General features: G+C 45.6%; 15 protein-coding genes. 3 read left to right on the top strand and 12 right to left on the bottom strand.

Going from position 1 to position 16901, the window contains the following annotated elements; translation table 11 throughout:
• Window positions 1-12 precede the first annotated feature (12 nt).
• From HMPREF1212_RS16270 to HMPREF1212_RS16225, 10 genes are all read right to left on the bottom strand, one after another.
• Window positions 13-372, bottom strand: a complete 360-nt coding sequence (locus HMPREF1212_RS16270) for an Hpt domain-containing protein (RefSeq protein WP_046150043.1) — start codon at window positions 370-372, stop codon at window positions 13-15.
• Between the two features lie 279 nt (window positions 373-651).
• Window positions 652-1692, bottom strand: coding sequence for a UDP-glucose 4-epimerase GalE (gene galE / locus HMPREF1212_RS16265; protein ID WP_028728842.1), 1041 nt, complete (start codon window positions 1690-1692; stop codon window positions 652-654).
• A gap of 21 nt (window positions 1693-1713) precedes the next feature.
• Entirely contained in the window at window positions 1714-2286 is a 573-nt protein-coding gene (rsxA, locus tag HMPREF1212_RS16260) for an electron transport complex subunit RsxA (RefSeq protein ID WP_028728843.1), read from the bottom strand.
• An 18-nt stretch (window positions 2287-2304) separates the two neighbouring features.
• Complete coding sequence (locus HMPREF1212_RS16255) at window positions 2305-2889, bottom strand: RnfABCDGE type electron transport complex subunit E (protein WP_028728844.1); 585 nt, start codon at window positions 2887-2889, stop codon at window positions 2305-2307.
• Window positions 2882-3517, bottom strand: a complete 636-nt coding sequence (locus HMPREF1212_RS16250; protein ID WP_052349874.1) for an RnfABCDGE type electron transport complex subunit G — start codon at window positions 3515-3517, stop codon at window positions 2882-2884. Before HMPREF1212_RS16250 ends, HMPREF1212_RS16255 begins: the two co-directional genes overlap by 8 nt.
• A gap of 2 nt (window positions 3518-3519) precedes the next feature.
• Complete coding sequence (locus HMPREF1212_RS16245; protein WP_028728846.1) at window positions 3520-4479, bottom strand: RnfABCDGE type electron transport complex subunit D; 960 nt, start codon at window positions 4477-4479, stop codon at window positions 3520-3522.
• Window positions 4480-4490: 11 nt separating this feature from the next.
• Window positions 4491-5822 carry an electron transport complex subunit RsxC gene (rsxC, locus tag HMPREF1212_RS16240; protein WP_028728847.1) on the bottom strand — a complete coding sequence of 444 codons (1332 nt, stop codon included), beginning with the start codon at window positions 5820-5822 and terminating at the stop codon, window positions 4491-4493.
• Between the two features lie 12 nt (window positions 5823-5834).
• Window positions 5835-6821, bottom strand: a complete 987-nt coding sequence (locus HMPREF1212_RS16235) for a Fe-S cluster domain-containing protein (RefSeq protein WP_046150042.1) — start codon at window positions 6819-6821, stop codon at window positions 5835-5837.
• Between the two features lie 9 nt (window positions 6822-6830).
• Window positions 6831-7250: a SoxR reducing system RseC family protein gene (locus tag HMPREF1212_RS16230; protein WP_046150445.1), complete on the bottom strand. Its 420-nt coding sequence runs from the start codon at window positions 7248-7250 to the stop codon at window positions 6831-6833.
• A gap of 100 nt (window positions 7251-7350) precedes the next feature.
• Window positions 7351-8889 (bottom strand): DUF3078 domain-containing protein, encoded by a 1539-nt coding sequence (locus HMPREF1212_RS16225; RefSeq protein WP_028728850.1) that lies wholly within the window; start codon window positions 8887-8889, stop codon window positions 7351-7353.
• A 361-nt stretch (window positions 8890-9250) separates the two neighbouring features.
• Between HMPREF1212_RS16225 and HMPREF1212_RS16220 the strand changes: the two genes are divergently transcribed.
• The 3 genes from HMPREF1212_RS16220 to HMPREF1212_RS16210 all read left to right on the top strand — a co-directional run bounded on the left by HMPREF1212_RS16220 (window position 9251) and on the right by HMPREF1212_RS16210 (window position 13856).
• Complete coding sequence (locus HMPREF1212_RS16220) at window positions 9251-10855, top strand: CTP synthase (protein WP_028728851.1); 1605 nt, start codon at window positions 9251-9253, stop codon at window positions 10853-10855.
• 11 nt (window positions 10856-10866) lie between these two features.
• Entirely contained in the window at window positions 10867-12765 is a 1899-nt protein-coding gene (gene yidC, locus HMPREF1212_RS16215; protein WP_046150041.1) for a membrane protein insertase YidC, read from the top strand.
• Window positions 12766-13022: 257 nt separating this feature from the next.
• Entirely contained in the window at window positions 13023-13856 is an 834-nt protein-coding gene (locus HMPREF1212_RS16210; RefSeq protein ID WP_046150040.1) for a DUF6057 family protein, read from the top strand.
• Here HMPREF1212_RS16210 and kdsB read toward each other — a convergent pair.
• Window positions 13837-14595, bottom strand: a complete 759-nt coding sequence (gene kdsB, locus HMPREF1212_RS16205; protein WP_046150039.1) for a 3-deoxy-manno-octulosonate cytidylyltransferase — start codon at window positions 14593-14595, stop codon at window positions 13837-13839. The two genes, HMPREF1212_RS16210 and kdsB, sit on opposite strands and share 20 nt — an antisense overlap.
• Before the next feature lie 26 nt (window positions 14596-14621).
• Window positions 14622-16883 carry a monovalent cation:proton antiporter family protein gene (locus HMPREF1212_RS16200; protein ID WP_046150038.1) on the bottom strand — a complete coding sequence of 754 codons (2262 nt, stop codon included), beginning with the start codon at window positions 16881-16883 and terminating at the stop codon, window positions 14622-14624.
• Window positions 16884-16901 lie beyond the last annotated feature (18 nt).

The raw sequence follows: 16901 nt of genomic DNA, 5'->3' as shown, positions 1-16901 counted from the left end.
TTCGCTTTTATATCAGGCTTTATGTTCGATAATTAGTTCGCAGATCTGCTCGTATTCCACCTTCAGTTGGGCAAACAGTTCCTGTATGCCTTCCGTCTCACCGGCTCTGAGTTGTTCTGTTATGGGATTCAATATCGTTGACAGATTGGTCAGGTCGAGTGTTGCCGCCAATCCTTTTAGTGTATGGGCATGTCTGAATGCTTGGGAAATATTATTCTCTTTGAGACTTTTTTCCATCAGAGCGAAGTTTTCATCCATTGGAAATTTGGAAAGTATCCTTTCGTAAAACTGTTCATTTTCCATGAACCGGTTTAAAGCACTGTCCAGGTTAACTCCGTATGCTTGTAATTTTTCTTTATATTCGCTTGTCATGTTTTATGTAACCCTCTTTTTTGCAACGAATCTTTGGCCGGTGGCCAAATGAATTTTACAAAAGTAGATAAAAAATGAATATAGCAACTGAAAAAGCGTTATAATTCAATAGGAATAGCTTGTTTTTTCATTATTTCGCAGTTTTGACCTTCCAAAAGGACTGTTTTATTTGTTAATCTTGGTTTTTAAGCGCTGTATGTGAAAAAATAAAGGCATGAAGCTTTATATGCTCCATGCCTTTTATCGCTCGATTTTTTGTATGTAAATACGTTTGTCTTATTATTGAATACCGCGTTCACGCAGTCTTTCCTGCCACTTCCAGGCAGAGGCCAATGTGTCGGCTAATGTTTCTTTAGCAGTCCAGCCCAATACTTTGTTTGCACGTTCCGGGTTAGCCCAAACCTTTTCAATATCACCTTCGCGGCGGCCAACGATCTTATGGGGAACTTTTACGCCGGTAGCTTGTTCGAATGTGTTGATCAGTTCCAATACGGTTACACCGTTGCCGGTTCCGAGATTGAAATATTCAACATTTTCTTCCGTCTTGCCACCCAGCATACGATCCATAGCGATCACGTGTGCTTTAGCCAGGTCGACTACATTGATATAGTCGCGGATGCAGGACCCGTCGGGAGTATCGTAATCGTTGCCGAATACGCTCAATTCCTTACGGATACCCATCGCAGTCTGAGTCAGATACGGGATCAGGTTCTGAGGAACACCGTTAGGCAATTCGCCGATCTCTGCAGTCGGATGAGCACCGATCGGGTTGAAGTAGCGCAGGATGATGCTCTTGAACGGAGCATTTGCATGAATAGTATCACGGATGATCTCTTCGTTGATCTGTTTGGTATTACCATATGGTGAAGTAGCCGGTTTGATCGGAGCATCTTCCGTTACAGGCAGATTTTCCGGATCAGGCTGTCCGTAAACGGTACAGGAAGAAGAGAACACGATACCGTCGATATTGAATTCCGGCATCAGTTCCAGCAGGTTGACCAGCGTAACGACATTGTTGCGGTAGTACTTCAGCGGCTGTTGAACCGATTCGCCTACCGCCTTGCTGGCTGCGAAAAGGATGATACCGTTGATACCCGGATGTGCTTTCAATGCTTCGCGGGTTCCTTCTTTATCTTTCAAATCCAGTTTGATGAATTCAGGACGGATACCGGTGATCTTTTCAATGCCATCCAATACTTCGATATTGGAGTTCGACAGGTCGTCGATGATGACTACATCATAACCTGCATTCTGCAACTCAACTGTAGTGTGTGAGCCAATATATCCGGTTCCACCTGCTACTAAGATTTTCTTTTTCATGCTAGTCTCTATTTAGATTAATTATACGATTCCAGAGAATCCCATAAACGCCATAGCCAGCAAACCGGCTGTAATAAGCGCGATAGGGGTACCTTTCATACCTTCGGGAACACGTGTCAATGCCAACTGTTCTCTAATCCCTGCAAAGATAACTAAAGCTAGCGCAAATCCAATAGCTGTGGAGATCGCATATACAACAGATTCCAACAAATTATACTCTTTTTGTATGACAAGGATAGCCACACCTAAGATACAACAGTTCGTGGTAATCAACGGAAGGAACACACCCAATGCCTGGTAAAGAGCCGGAGAAACTTTTTTAAGAATAATTTCTACCATCTGTACCAGTGCGGCAATGATCAGGATGAAGCTGATCGTCTGCATGAACCCGAGCCCGAACCTATCCAGGATATATTTCTGAACGAGGAAGGTTACGATGGTTGCAATAGTAAGAACGAATGTTACTGCTGCCCCCATACCGGCCGCTGTCTCTACCTTTTTGGAAACACCCAGGAACGGGCAGATTCCGAGGAACTGCGCTAATACAACGTTGTTAACGAATACGGCTGCGATAAATATTAATATATATTCCATATCTTTCGTTTTTTAATATCAGGCTTTACGCAATTTGTTTACAATAGCAATCAGGTAACCCAGCGCGATGAAGGCACCCGGTGCCAATACGAAGATCAGCGAACCATATTGTTCGGGCATCAGTGTCAGGCCGAACAGTTTACCTGTCCCAAGCAGTTCGCGGGTAGCTCCCAGCAAGGTCAGTGCCAGTGTAAAGCCCAGTCCCATACCCAGTCCGTCGAATGCGGAAGGGATCACGCCGTTTTTAGCGGCGAATGCTTCTGCACGTCCCAGTACGATACAGTTTACAACGATCAACGGGATGAACAATCCCAGGCTGGCGTAGAGAGCCGGAACGAATGCTTCCATACACATCTGCACCACGGTCACGAAGGTGGCGATCACAACAATAAAAGCAGGAATACGTACCATGTCGGGGATCAGGTTCTTCAAGGCTGAAATAACCATATTGGAACAGATCAGGACGAACATGGTTGCCAGTCCCATACTCATACCGTTCAGTGCTGAGGAAGTGGTTCCCAGAGTTGGACACATACCCAGCAATAAGACAAATGTCGGGTTCTCTTTGATGATACCGTTCATCAATACTTTCATATTACTCATTGTCGTTTCCTCCCTCATTAGTGTTAGCGGTTGTTGCACCGGTTACTCCGTCAGTTCCGGCAAATGCGCTGTAAGCGCGATTCACCGCGTCCAGGAATGCACGGCTGGTGATGGTTGCTGCTGTAATAGCATCTATATCGCCACCGTCTTTAGTTACTTTTAATGCACCTCCGGCCAGGCTGCGTCCGAGAACGCTCTGTTTGTTCTTGTCCGTACTGAACCATTCCTGCATCTTGGCTCCCAGGCCGGGAGTTTCTGCGTGTTGCAATACGGAATAGTTCAACAGCTTGCCTTCCTTATCGAATCCGACGATTACTTTGATCTCGCCGCTGAATCCTTTCTTGGTGTTGCTTTCGACAGCCGCACCGACGAACTCGCCGCCTTTGGTGGCCGGATAGATCTTCAGCGAATCACCATCGGCTGTAATAGCCATATAAGCATCTTCCGACGGTTTGTTATCGAATTCCGGCGTAACAGCTTTGATAGCTGCTTCCAATGCCGCAGCTTTGGAGGCTGCAATCGGGCCGGTGGTGTACATATTTACTCCGGCTAATATCGCTCCCGCAACCAAACAGATGATGGTAAGCGACAAGAGCATGTTGGGTAATGTTGATTTTAGTTTTGCCATGCTTATTTCCCTCCAAAATGTTTAGGTTTGATATAACTGTTGATCAGCGGAGTAAATGCATTCATAATAAGAATAGCAAACGACATACCTTCCGGATAAGAACCGAACAGACGGATCACCGTAGTCAGGATACCGATACCGACACCGTAAACCAGCATGCCGTTCTTACTCATCGGCGAAGTCACATAGTCGGTTGCCATGAAGATAGCTCCCAGCATCAAACCTCCCGACAGCAGGTGAACGAACGGACTTGCATATTGTACCGGGTTAACCAGGTGCATAATGCCTGTGAATACGAATACAGTCAGCAGGATAGAAACCGGGATCTGCCAGGTGATGATCTTTCTCCATAACATGAAGGCAAGTCCCAGCAACAGAGCCAGTGCACTTACTTCACCGAGGCTACCGCCCATCTTTCCTAGCAACATATCCACCAGTGTAGGCAGTTTATCCAATGCCCCCTCATTCATCAGAGACAAAACAGTCGCACCGGTGGTTGCATCGGTGTAGGCTGTCAGCTGTCCGACTTCCGGCCAGGTTGTCATCTGTGCCGGGAAAGAGATCAGGAGGAATACACGTCCGACCAGTGCCGGGTTGAAGATATTGTTACCCAGCCCGCCAAACGACATCTTACCGATACCGATAGCCGCCAGTGCACCGATCAGGATGATCCATACAGGCAGGTTCGACGGCAGGTTGAATGCCAGCAGCACACCGGTCAGGATGGCCGAACCATCACATACGGTCGGTTCCTTTTTCATCAGGAACTTCTGGATCAGATATTCAAAGAGGACGCAGGCTACGACCGATGTTGCAGTAACGATCAGCGCACCCAGCCCGAAGTAGTAGAGGGATACCAGGAAAGCCGGAACAAGGGCAATCAGTACACCATACATATTTTTGCTTATGCTATCGCCGCCGTGGATATGGGGCGAAGGAGATACTATTAAATTATTTTCCATATTGCTCTTTATTATGACTTTCGTGCCCGTATGATACCCATTACTTTTCCTTTACCTGAACGGATATAATCCAGCAACGGACGGTTGGCCGGGCAGGTATAACTACAAGAACCGCATTCGATACAGTCGGTGATATAATTCTTTTCAGCCAGATCCCACTCTGTGAATTCAGTTGCATTCATCAGCAGGGTAGGGTTGAGGCCCATCGGACAGACGCTGACACATTTGGCACAACGTATGCAATCATATACCGGTTTACGTACGGATTCTTCTTTTGTCATTAGCAATACGCCTGAACTACCTTTGGTAACCGGTACTTCCGGACTGATCAGCGCCTTACCCATCATCGGGCCGCCACCGATTACTTTTCCTGTATTTTCAGGAACACCTCCGGCCGCTTCGATCAGTGCACTGATCGGAGTTCCCATGCGCACCAGGAAGTTGGAAGGAGTAGTAACCGCTTTACCGGTAACTGTCACGACACGTTCGAACAAAGGTTTGTTCTTCATCACCGCTTCATATACAGCGAAAGCCGTACCGACATTCTGTACCACAGCTCCGGCGGAGATAGGCAGTGCCCCACTCTTTACCTGGCGGCGTATCACAGCATCGATCAACTGTTTTTCACCTCCCTGCGGATATTGTACTTTCAGCGGCATGATCTCTATGCCTTTATAATCTTTTGCCAGTTTACCCAGATGAGCAATGGCGTCAGGCTTGTTGTTTTCAATACCGATCACAGCTTTGGTCACGTTGACTGCTTTCATCAGCAAGGTCACACCGACCAGGATCTGTTCGGCCTTTTCCATCATCAGCGAATGGTCGGAAGTCAGATACGGCTCGCATTCGACCGCATTGATGATAATGATCTCGGCTTTGCTTCCGGGAGGCGGCATCAGTTTCACCTGTGTCGGGAAAGTGGCACCACCCAGACCTACGATGCCTGCTGCGGCAATCTTGTCTACGATCTCTTTGGAAGGAAGCGGGCACTCTTTTACAAGTGTTTCGCTACGGTCGATTGTTTCTTCCCATTCGTCACCTTCTACATCGATATAGATAGCGGGACGTTTGTATCCGCTTGCGTCGAGAGCGTTATCTATCTTGTTAACCTTACCGGATACCGACGAGTGAATGTTTGCCGATACAAAACCTCCGGCCTTAGCCAGCAGTGTACCTACCTTAACCGGATCACCTTTCTTCACCACAGCCTGGGCAGGAGCCCCGATATGCTGGCTTAACGGTATAATGACCTGTTTGGGTATAGCCAGTCCGGTGATCTTTTTTCCGGCAGACAATTTATTTTCGGGTGGATGTATACCGCCGATTCGAAATGTCCTTAGCATACTATTAGATTTTTATTCGTTTAATTTATTTCTTAATGAAATCACATCTGAATCATCTTTTGCTAAATCTGATGATGTTTTTGCCTGGGATGCTGTTGTTGGCATAGCTTCGGCTTTCGGGGCCGGTGTTGCTTTAGGCGTTACAGGCTTTACTTTGTCGGCGTCCACAGTTGGAGCAGCTTCTTTACGCGGCGGGAAGTTCAGTTCGTGAATAGCACCGGTAGGACATACGGCTACACATTTGCGACACAGGCGGCATTTGCGATAGTCGATGTAAGCTACATTGTTTTCGAGCGTGATCGCTTCGAACGGGCATTCCTTCACACACTTACCGCAACCGATACAAGCATTGGCGCAGGCTTTGCGGGCGGCAGCTCCTTTGTCTTTGTTTACGCAGCTAACGAAAATACGGCGTGATTTCGGGCCTTTCTTACGCAGTTCGATAATGTTTTTCGGACAAGCTTTTACACAGGCACCGCATGAAGTACATTTATCTTCCACTACTTCCGGCAGTCCGGTAGCAGGGTTGACGTGGATCGCGTCGAAGGCACAAGCTGTTACACAATCACCATAACCCAGGCAACCGAACGTACAGTTCGTTTCGCCACCGTACAGTGAAGATGCAATGGCACAACTCTGCACGCCGTCGTAACGGTTGGTACGCGGACGGGCTTCGCAGGTTCCGTTACAGCGTACAACGGCTACCATCGGTTCGGCAGTAGCGGCTTCCATACCCAGGATAGATGCGACTTTCCCCATTGTATCGGCTCCGCCTACCGGACATAACAGTCCTTCCAGCGAATCAGCTTTTACACAGGCCGCAGCAAAACCACCGCAACCGGGATATCCGCAACCACCGCAGTTGGCTCCGGGAAGTGCCTCCTGAACCTGTGCGATACGAGGATCTTCGTATACTTCAAACTTCTTGGAGGCGGCGTAGAGGAATACTGCACCGATGGCTCCAATGGCTCCTAATGAAATAACGGCAATTAAAATCATGATATTTAATCAATTAAGTTTTTTCAAGGTAAATATAAATTTTCTTTTTAGTTTCTCGCGTAAAAAGTATAGTATGCAGTAGTAGGGAACTAATAATAATAGACCGGTTAACCCGCTGGTTGTTTCGTCCCATTGCAAGTAGTTTCCTGCTACAATGGCTGCGACTACAATGATCAACGGAAGAATAAAGGCCAGTAATACCGCTTGTAGTCCGAGCGAACTCTGACCGCATAGCGTAACTTCTTCGTTTATATGGAATCTGCCGGAATCGGGATCGTTCACTTCAATAATCTTCTCTTTCTGATCAGATGCACTGCACATACCCTTTGCGTGGCAACCGGAGCAGGCCGATTGTTGAATGATCCTGACAAAGATCGTATCGCCTTCGATCTTTTCGATTCTACCGTTGTGATTGATACTTTCGCTCATGTTTGTAATCTCGACATTGCAAAACCAGGGCAAAAGTAAGGATTATTTAGATAATATGTCACGATTAACAAAGTTTATTACAGAAATAATTGAGCTTTACTTACCATTTGTAATTAAAACCAAAGCTCAAGAGTTCGTTGATCTGTAAATAACTGTCGAAGTCTTCGTTTTTCGCGATTCCGTCGTCATAACGTAAGTTGAGTGAAATGATGGTTGAGAAGAATCGACTGATCGCCATATTCAGTCGGTTTTCAAACTCACCCTGGATACGTTGATAGTTAGTTGTATAGTTCAGACGCGAATACCAGCTAATATTCCGGCTGAACTGGAATGTCATTGTTGCATTCACAGTTGAACCGAACAAGCTTTGTTTGTACGGATAATTTTCTTCGTTATCTTTCTTCTGGAAGTGGCGTGCCAAATCAATGTCTTTATCTATGGTTCGTATGTACGTATAAGATATAGGGGCGATGTTAGCTGAAAGGGCAACTTTTTTATGCTTTGACGATGCGAACGTTTTATTCAGGTCGTACTGCATACCGAGACCGATATTGATACTGAATGGAGAAAGTAATCCAGCCAGTTTAACATCTTGATTCTCTGCATAACTGCTGAATAACTGGGTTTTGAAATCGACTTCCAGTGTATAATACCATTTATTGAAAGCCTTATAACCTAAGTTGCTGTAGATACGGAATACATCATCTCCAACCTTGTAGTCACGTAAAGTATCTTTAGGCGCTGTATATAAATTATTCTTTATTTCGAGCGAGTTCGTAAACTTTACTTTATCCTTGTTATAATTAAAGGTAAACAGTTCACGGTTTGTCAGGTTTAGCGTGCTTACACCTCCCTTATGCCAGTTGGGGGAGATATAGTTTTGTGCAAACTGAATAGCACTTTCAAAATGAGAAGTCCAGTAACGTATTTCCGGAATGAACTTTACCGGTGCATCCACATCGCTGAAATCCGCTTCGCTTTCCACCTTGATAAGTTCCGGTTTGTAATTCGTTTTCTTGATCACCTTCGCTATCACCTTGTCTTGAGGAAGATCCCTTGTCGAATAGCGGAAATAATCCGGATAATTGGACTGTACATATTTATATGCCTTGTCTTCTACCTCTTTTTTCAACTCTTCTTCTTTAAATAATGTATCAGGAGTGAACGGCAAAGGCAACTGGTCGTTTTTCTCCCAGAAGTTTTCTTTATAGAAGGTAAGATCCTTAGGCAATAGTTCACCTTTAAATACGATCGGCAGGAACAAAGGACTTACAATCACGGTATCACGGAAAGTCAGATTGTTGTCGAATATGGTAGAGGCATCCCGTACCAGGCGTGCCCAATACATGGCTTCGTCGGATATTTCCACTTCATCTTTCTTCAGGAAACGGAGCAGATTTTCAGTCGGTTTGGCCGGTGCGGAGTACGACCGGTTCTGTTTTTCAAATTGCGCCCGCAGACTTATGATATTATCCAGATCCGGATCTTCGATTTCAATCATGGGGATAGTGTCCGGCACGTCTCTCTCTGCTGCCTTATTGACATTAGCTCCAGTAATGACAGTACCCTCCTGTGCATTTGCCAGGCTTGTCAGTGATGTAAGTATAGAAAATAGAATGAAGTACCTCTTGATAACCATAATACCTTATAATTTACACTCTTTAAGTATCTAGAGTGCGAAATTAGATAAAAAGTATGAGATGTGCTAATCTTTTACATCATATAACAATCTTAACGATTCGAATAGTAAGACAGGCACGATAGTGAACGAACTAGTCTTTTTCTGGGAGGTTGTCTGTGTTTTATCATAGTGAAACACTTGTTTCATATAGGTGGAACAACTGTTTCATATAGGTGAAACAAAAGGTAGCATGGTAACTTTTCATTTCGATATCCGCTTGAAAAAATATCCCATACCCTTGCTGTCTGAACGAAAATGACTAACTTTGCAGTTTTGAAATGCGAGTGAGCAATTATAAGATAATTAAAATATTACTATCGTGGCAGATACAAAGTACATCTTCGTTACGGGCGGCGTAGTCTCTTCATTAGGTAAGGGAATTATTGCTGCATCATTGGGTAAACTCCTTCAGGCAAGAGGCTATAAGGTTACTATCCAAAAGTTTGACCCCTACATTAATATCGACCCGGGTACATTGAACCCCTATGAGCACGGTGAATGTTATGTAACCGTAGACGGACATGAAGCAGACTTGGACTTAGGACACTACGAACGTTTCCTGAATGTCCCGACTACACGGTCGAACAACATTACGACCGGCCGTATTTATCAGAGCGTAATAAATAAAGAACGTAAAGGTGATTACCTGGGTAAAACAGTACAGGTAGTTCCTCATATTACCGATGAGATCAAACGTAACGTAAAACTGTTGGGATCGAAGTATAAGTTCGATTTTGTGATCACGGAGATCGGTGGTACGGTGGGTGATATCGAGTCGCTGCCTTTCATCGAAAGCGTACGTCAGCTGAAATGGGAGTTGGGTAAGAACTGTATGTGCGTACATCTTACTTATGTACCTTACATTGCAGCTGCAAAAGAATTTAAGACTAAACCGACACAGCATTCTGTAAAACAATTGCAGGAACTGGGTATTCAGCCGGATGTGCTGGTATTGAGAACGGAACATTTGCTGAGCAACGATATTACACGCAAAGTCGCTTTGTTCTGTAATGTGGATGCCGATGCGGTTGTTCAGTCTGTAGACGTTCCGACCATTTACGAGGTTCCTTTGGTGCTTCAGCGTCAGAACATGGATGTTACCATCCTGAAGAAAATGGGACTGGAAGTGGGTCCGACTCCCGAAATGAAGCCGTGGAACGAGTTCCTTCAGAAGAAAACGAATGCAACTGAAACCGTTAAGATCGGTTTGGTTGGTAAATACGTGGAATTACAGGATGCTTATAAGTCGATCGACGAATCCTTATTGCAGGCTGCTATTTACAACGACCGCAAACTGGATCTGCATCTTTTCCATTCTGAAAAACTGAATGAGAACAATGCAGCCGAACTGTTGAAAGATATGGATGGTATCTTGATCGCTCCGGGATTCGGACAGCGGGGTATCGAAGGTAAGTTTGCCGCTTTGAAATATGCCCGCGAACATGATGTGCCTTGCCTGGGTATCTGTCTGGGTATGCAGTGTATGGTTATTGAATATGCCCGCGATGTGCTGGGTATGACGGATGCCAACTCTACGGAGATGGAACCGAATACGGAATATAAAGTGATCGACCTGATGGAAGAGCAGAAGAATGTTACCAATATGGGTGGTTCCATGCGTTTGGGTGCTTACGACTGTGTTTTGAAGAAAGGTTCGAAATCTTATGAAGCGTATGGAAAAGAACATATCCAGGAACGCCATCGTCACCGTTTCGAGTTCAATAGCCAGTATCGCGACCAGTTTGAAGCTGCCGGGATGAAATGTGTCGGTGAGAACCCGGAAACAGGATTGGTTGAAGTTGTTGAAATACCTTCACTGAAATGGTTTGTAGGTGTACAGTTCCATCCGGAATACAACAGTACGGTAGTTAATCCGAACCCGCTCTTTGTCAGCTTTGTAAAAGCCGCTATTGATAATAAATAAGAACGTTATAGATGGATAAAAACACATTATTAGGTTTTCTGCTTATTGGTATTGTTTTATTTGCATTCAGCTGGTTAAACAAACCGACGCCTGAGCAGTTGGAAGCGCAGCGCCGTTATCAGGACTCGATCGCACAGATCGAACTGGCTAAACAGCTTGATATGCAAAAAGAGGATAGCAAGAGCATTGCCGATAACTCTTTTGATAATCTGCCGGACTCTGTGAGAGAAGCCCGGCTGAAAAGTAATTTCGGGGTATTGGCCGATGCCATGACAGGTACTGACGATATTACTGTATTGGAAAATAGCCTGATCGAACTTCATGTCAGCAATAAAGGGGGACGTATCTCTTATGCCCGCCTGAAAGATTATACAACGTACGACGACAAACCGCTGATCCTTTTCGAAGGAAAAGATGCATCGCTCGACTTTACGTTGGTAACGGCAACCAACCGTGTGCTGAATACCGGTGAAATGTATTTTACTCCGGTAAAGACACAGGATCCGAATCAATTGATCATGCGCCTGAACACGGGTGAAGGCAGTTCGCTGGACTTTATCTATACGATCAAGCCGGACGATTATATGGTTCAGTTCGATATTAAGGGTTCCGGCCTGAACGGTGTATTGGCACCGAGTACAACGGCGTTGGATATGGTCTGGAAACAGAAGATCCGCCAGCAGGAGCAGGGTATTAAATATGAAAACAGATATACTGCCTTGTATTATAAATTCCTGGCTGATGGCGTTGAACAGTTGAGCGAAAGCAAAAGTGAGGATAAGAAGGTGTCAGGCCGTCTGAAATGGATCGGTTATAAGGATAAGTTCTTCTCATCCGTTATGATCTCCGGTGAAGGTTTCGAGAGTGCTACTTTCGACTCGAAGATGGTTGAGGCCGACGGTATCGTCAAAGAATTCAAGGCTGCTACGGCGGTTCCTTTCGACCTAAGAGGAAACGAACCTACAACTTTCCGTTATTTCTTCGGGCCGAATAGCTATACCTTGCTGAAATCATTCGATAAAGGGGTTCCTACCGACGATCAGTTGGATCTGGAACGTCTGGTTCCGCTGGGTGCAAGCGTATTCCGCTGGGTGAACCAGTATTTTGTTATTCCGATGTTCGACTTTCTGGGAAAATATATCAGCAGCTATGGTCTGATCATCTTCCTGATGACCATCATTGTGAAGTTGATCTTATTCCCGCTGACGTATAAATCTTATATGTCGTCTGCCAAGATGCGTGTACTTCGTCCGCAGGTAGAAGAGTTGAATGCGAAGTATCCGGGACAGGATAAGGCAGTGGAACGTCAGCGTGCGACAATGGAGCTGTATAGCAGGGCCGGGGCGAGTCCGATGGCCGGATGTATCCCGATGTTGTTGCAGATGCCGGTGTTGATCGCCTTGTTTATGTTCTTCCCGTCGGCTATCGAGCTGCGTCAGCAGAGTTTCCTTTGGGCGCATGACTTGTCTACCTATGATGCGATCTTCAGTTGGAATAAATATATTCCTATTATTACTCCGTATTTCGGTAACCATATCAGTCTGTTCTGTGTGCTGATGACGGCAACCAACATTGTATATACGAAGTATAATATGGAAATGACCAATACCGGACAACAGCAGATGCCTGGTATGAAGGCGATGATGTATATGATGCCGCTGATGTTCCTGGTGTTCTTTAACCAGTATGCATCCGGTCTTACTTACTACTACTTTATCTCCACTTTGTTTACGATCGTCCAGACACTGGTGTTCCGTTATACGATCAATGAAGATAAGTTGCTGGCTAAGTTGGAAGCAAACAAGAAGAAACCGCAGAAGAAATCCGGTTTCATGAAACGTTTGGAAGAAGCACAGCGTGCACAGCAGGAACAGTTGAAGAAGCAACAGGAGCAAAAAAAGAGAAGATAATATCTCCTCTGATATAGCAATAAATGCAAAAGGTGTGCCGGCCCTACAGGGTGCAGGCACACCTTTTGTGTTTCTAAAAAGTTGAACTTACTGATAAAAAGCTTGCATATTTTGATCGGATAATTGAATTTGAATGGGGGGGAGATCATTTTATTATATAATATTTATATATTTGCAACACTAGGCAGTAAGTCATTTTATGGTTGTTAGGTTGATGTTGACGACTTTTTTGATTGGATTCTAAATAATTAACCAAGATGAATAAGAGGGAAAGACTTTTACAAGGAGTTATAACTGGGATCTTTGTATTGTCATGTATCGTTTTTTTCCAGTTTTTCGATTCGAATCATTTGTTTGATAAAGAGCAGGTGGTGGGGTTATCATTCCTGTCGGATGCTGTGTCGGAATGTATGGATAAACCGGCATGGCTGGCTTGCGCTTTGGCGAAAACTCTTTTGTCACTGCTGGTGCCTGTTGGAGGAGGAGCTTTACTGCTTACTATTATATTGTTATTGGAGTGGTGGGTATTAACAGTCATTCTGAAGCGGTTTAATGTAGGGGAGATGGCTTTCTTATATGCTTTATTTCCTGTCGCCCTGGAATGGGGTACTTATTGCAGTCCGAGCTATCATCTGGCTTCTATCCTGTCTTTGGTTCTTGTCCTGTTGGTGTTTTGCGGTTATACACTCATTAAAAATAAATGGCTGTCGATGTTGTCGGGGTTTGCCTTGTTGTTTATTGTGTACAGCCTGGTGGGTAGCAGGTTGTTTATCTTTGTTATCCTGGTGTTGCTGTATGAGGCAGAGATTGGAGAAAAACGATGGGTTTACTGGGCTTTACTGTTGATAACGGGAACTGTATTACCCGAATTCCTGAAAAGCGTGTATTCTCTTTCTGAGGCACAGGCTTATCAATATCCGCATCCGTGGCTTCCGGCATTCTTTCCGGGTATAGCGGTCGCCGGTATATTGGTCGTTATTCAATTCAAGGCAATCCGGAACATGCGTGCCAACGTATGGTCGGTATCCGTTATGTCCGGACTGCTGATATTAATTGTGATATCTTCTGTGCTTAGCCATGCTGTTTCTTAAGGAAAGCCAGGGCTTTCTCCATATCTTCAGGTGTGTCGATACCGATTGTTTCCTGTGAGGTGATGCCGACTTTTATCTTATAGCCGTTTTCAAGCCACCGGAGTTGTTCGAGGCTTTCGGCCAATTCGAGCGATGATTGGGGCAGGCGGGTGATCTCTTTTAATGTATCGGCACGGTAGGCATATAAACCGATGTGCTTATAATAGGTATGGTTGGGCAACCATTCCCGGTAATTCTTACCTCTTAGATACGGTATGATCGATCGGCTGAAGTACATGGCTTCACTGTTTTTATTCAGAACGACTTTCGGGGAATTCGCATTGAACAGCGTTGTCTCGAAATCATCGTCCGAACGGAACGGTTTTACCAATGTGGCTATCTGTGTGCCGGCATCGGTAAAGCAGGCCTTCAGTGTTTCTATTTGTTCCGGCTGGATAAAAGGTTCGTCTCCTTGGATGTTGACAACGACATCATATCCCAGGCCTACTTTGGTATAAGCTTCGTAGCAACGGTCGGTTCCGCTCCGGTGCTGATCGGATGTCATAACGACTTCACCGCCGAAGGCTTTTACCGCAGCTTCTATGCGGGTATCGTCAGTCGCAACACATACAGCATCCAGAACATCTTTTACCTGCTCATAAACGCGTTGTATCATGGGTTTTCCGGCCATGTCGGCCAAAGGCTTCCCGGGGAAGCGGGTCGAGGCATATCTTGCCGGTATAATTCCGATAAATTTCATACTCCGTTTGTTTATATATTTATTTACTATTTCACTGTTTTTCCTTCACTGAGGCGTACTACTTTCTCATGTTCACCTACGATCCATACGATGTCGCCTTGTTCGAATACGGTCGTAGGAGGAGGGTTTTTGATGGAACGGGCGTCCCGCTCGATACCGATCACCAGGCAACCCGAATTGTCGCGTATCCCGGATGCGAGAATGGTTCGTCCGATCAGTCCGGAGCCTTCGCTGATAAAGAATTGCTCCATATTGACCTCTTTCGTTTCCTGACGGTTATTCAACGATTCCTTATAACGTTCTTCTATATAGTGCCGGAAATGGTTCAAGTCGTCGTCTGCACCGACTACGATCAATTTGTCGAACGGGTAAAGCCGCTCGTTACCGCCCGGTATATTGATACGGCGGTCGCCCCGGATAATGGTAACGATATTGACGTTGCATTTTTGCCGGAAGTTCAGTTCCATCAGGGTTTTGCCCATACTGGGTGAGTTTTGTTTCACCTCGAAGTCCGCCAGGTGAAGGTCGCGCTCCAGCAAGTGGCTGGCAAATTTCTGTTTGATGGGGGCATTACGTTCGCTTTCCATTTCCCGGGCTGTCAGATTGGTGAAGAAATGACGTTCCATCAGGATCGATTGCTTTTTAAGCCATTTGGAAAGGATCACGAGCGTTATTACTGTGGCGGCGATGGCAATCGCTATTCCTGCGGCAGCGTTCAGCAAACGTGCTATGGGGAGCATCACAAGACCTATGCATAATACAATACGTAATACGATCAGGGAAACCAACGGGCCGCGGTTGTATTTGCTGTCGTGCCAGAGTTGCTGGTATTCGGTGGAATGATTCTTTTTCATCATGATAGCCCTGAGCATCGGAGATATCATGATAAGGATCAAGACTAATGAAATCACTTCTCCCCGTATGCCAGGCAATTTGCTGATGATGAACGGTGCGACGAATTGCAGCCAGATAAAGATCAGCACCAGTGTTACGGCTGTATAAGTTCCGACAATGCGCATTAATGCTTTCAGCAGTTTATTCCAGGCACTTTTCTGCCGGATGGTATTCGAGCCGGAGGAGTAACGTTCCAGGAAGCTCATCCAGTTGGCCGGAATGGTACGTTCGGCTATTTTATAGGCAGGGCCGGCCATCCGTATCATATAAGGGGTAAAGAAAGTCGTGATGACGGAGACGGCGACAACGATCGGATAAAGGAAATTATCGGTCACGCCTAATGTCAACCCCAGGGAGGCGATGATAAAGGCGAACTCACCGATCTGTGCCAGCGAGAAACCGGATTGGATGGCCACCTTCACTGTCTGTCCGGATAACAGCACTCCGAAGCTACCGAATAATATCTGTCCGACCATCACGACGATTGTCAGTATCAGGATCGGTATTTTATATTCCCAGAGCAATACCGGATCTATCAGCATACCGACCGAAACGAAGAAGATGGCTCCGAAAAGGTCTTTTACCGGTTTGACAATATGTTCGATATGTTCCGCATCGATTGTTTCAGCCAGGATCGATCCCATCACAAAGGCTCCCAGTGCGGAGGAGAAACCGGCTTTAGTGGCGATCATCACCATGCCGAGACAAAGACCGAGACTGACGATCAGTAATGTTTCGTCGTTAAGGAATGTCCTGGCTTTTTTCAGGAAAGAAGGGATCAGGTAAATTCCCACGACAAAGCAGAAGAGCAGGAAAACGCCCAGTTTGACCACGCTGTCCAATAGCTCCATACCTTCGACGTGCTTACTGACAGCCAGGGTGGAAAGTAGCACCATCAATAAGACGGCGAAGAGGTCTTCCACCACCAGTATACCGAAGACAACGCCGGCAAACCGTTGGTTGCGTAACCCCATATCATCGAATGCCTTGAATATGATTGTAGTAGACGACATCGAGAGCATCCCGCCCAGGAAAAGGCTGTTCATGTGTCCCCAGCCCAGCGACATACCGGTGATATATCCGAACGTCATCATGCCGATCACGACCGTTATCGCTCCGATAACAGCAGTACCGCCTACCTTCATCAGTTTCTTGAAACTGAAATCCAGTCCCAGTGCGAAAAGCAGGAACACGACGCCTATATCCGCCCAGATACGGATACTTTCTACATCGGAAACTGTGGGGATTTCTTTTATAGCCGGTCCGGCCAGAATTCCGGCAACAATATAACCTAATACGACCGGTTGCTTTAATCTCTTGAAAAGCAAAGTGACAAACCCTGCAGAAATCAATATTACTGCCAGGTCAGAAATTAATGGAGGAATCTGCGACATGCTTTCATTCTTTTTCCG

It is taken from the genome of Parabacteroides sp. HGS0025, from assembly GCF_000969845.1.
In the GTDB taxonomy this organism is placed as follows: Bacteria; Bacteroidota; Bacteroidia; order Bacteroidales; family Tannerellaceae; genus Parabacteroides; species Parabacteroides gordonii.
The sequence above is the reverse complement of the archived record's forward strand: the minus strand, read 5'-3'. Positions and strand labels throughout refer to the sequence as shown.